The sequence below is a fragment of the Pediococcus ethanolidurans genome (assembly GCF_001437405.1).
Taxonomy (GTDB): domain Bacteria; phylum Bacillota; class Bacilli; order Lactobacillales; family Lactobacillaceae; genus Pediococcus; species Pediococcus ethanolidurans.
Window position 1 is genome coordinate 1 of the sequence record NZ_JQBY01000054.1, and the last position, 1,666, is coordinate 1,666.

Genomic DNA, 1,666 nt, shown 5'->3' on the forward strand with positions numbered 1-1,666 from the left:
GCTCGGCCTTTTCTACCATTAGTCAAGAGAAACCTTTGATATCCGTAACTCTTTTAATTATTTATTTATTCTTAGCCTAAGATTACTGTTTTTGGACTGATAAATTAATATTTAAGACACAACAAAAACACCTCAGACGTTTGAACTTTTTGAGGTGATATAATAAGTTTAAATGAGTTGTATATTAGTGTTGTGGTAGGCACTTTCTGGAATCATACAATTCATTATTCTTAATTAGGTGGTAGATGGTTCTAATGAGCCGTCCCATCGCTGCTATGGCAATCTTCTTATTGTGTGTTTCACTGGAAGATTGCTTTTTTCGTTGATAAAGAATACTGACGTTGGATGGATGATATCTGGCCGCACACACCATACTCAAAACAGCCTTGAACAATATTTTCCGAGCGTATGAATTCCCACGTTTTCGGATGTGCTGTTCCATCTCATAGTCGCCAGATTGGTATTGGATCAAGTCAATTCCAACATATGCATTAATGGCATTAGAACTATGGAATCGACTAATATCACCGAGTTCAGCTAGAAGACAAACTGCTGTTTTTATACCGAAGCCTGGAATTGATTGCAATATGGGAAGCTCATTGAGCGACACTGAAATTTGAGACATTTCATTAATGGTTTCGTCTTTTTTATCATTGAGACGTTCGATTTCACCAGCCAAGTAAACGACAGAGCTAACTACGCACGCATCACTACTAACTGCCGGAGCGGATTTATTTGCCAATTCTTTAAGGTGCTCGGCTAAGCCAAGTGCTCGTTTTTCACTCATCTTCTTGAGTGTTGCCTTTAAAATTAGTTGCGCCAATTCTGATAATTTAGTTTCTAATACAAAACTTGGATGCGGAAACTGTTGTACAACGTGCCAATACAAAGCACCATCTGTTGTACTTATAAATTGTTCAACTTCAGGAAAAGTGAGCTGAAGCTTCTGATGCAATCGGTTCTTGGCCCGTACAAGATCTTCGTTGAATTCTTGATAGGTTCGCTCTAAATCATGCAGTTCTTCATAGACACCTGCTTCTCTGAACGTCGGTTGGTAATGATGCTGTGCCATTGCAGTGGCTAATGCCACTGCGTCCAGCTGATCATTCTTGCTATGCCGAAAATCGTCCATATCTTTCTTGGCTGCTAGTGGATTAATTTCGATATAGATCCAACTTTTTCTTTGGAGAAACGCCCGAACACTTCGTGAATAGATACCAGAAGATTCAAAGATTACCTTAGGAGACTTAAAGCTATTAAGAGCGTCATCAAGGGTTTTATAACCTACGCGATCGTTAGTTATCTTGAATTCTTTAATGACACTGTCATCGGCTAAAATTGCTACATTTGAACTATGTTTACTTACATCTATGCCAAATATGATTTCGATATCATTCATATTTAAACACCACCTTATCAAAGTTGTATTCATCGATTCACTCATCTCAATTTTCAATACACGACTTCTAATAGCCAACGGACTTCGAGCGAGCTTATTGGTGAACCAAATGAAGTTGCCAGTTTATCTTGCGACGTCATCATATGATGCGCCAAAGGCCACTGCGACATGTCAACTTCATTACCACTTTAACAGAATGAAAAAGTGGTGAACCATAATTCCGTCGAATTATGATTCACCACTAATGTTAGTCCGTTTATCTAAGCG

1 protein-coding gene is annotated in these 1,666 nt (G+C 38.5%); it reads right to left on the reverse strand.

Annotation, left to right across the window (positions count from 1 at the left end; all coding sequences use genetic code 11):
- Nucleotides 1–184 precede the first annotated feature (184 nt).
- Nucleotides 185–1,399 (reverse strand): IS110 family RNA-guided transposase, encoded by a 1,215-nt coding sequence (locus tag IV87_RS10770; RefSeq protein WP_143053211.1) that lies wholly within the window; start codon nt 1,397–1,399, stop codon nt 185–187.
- Between the last annotated feature and the right edge of the window lie 267 nt (nt 1,400–1,666).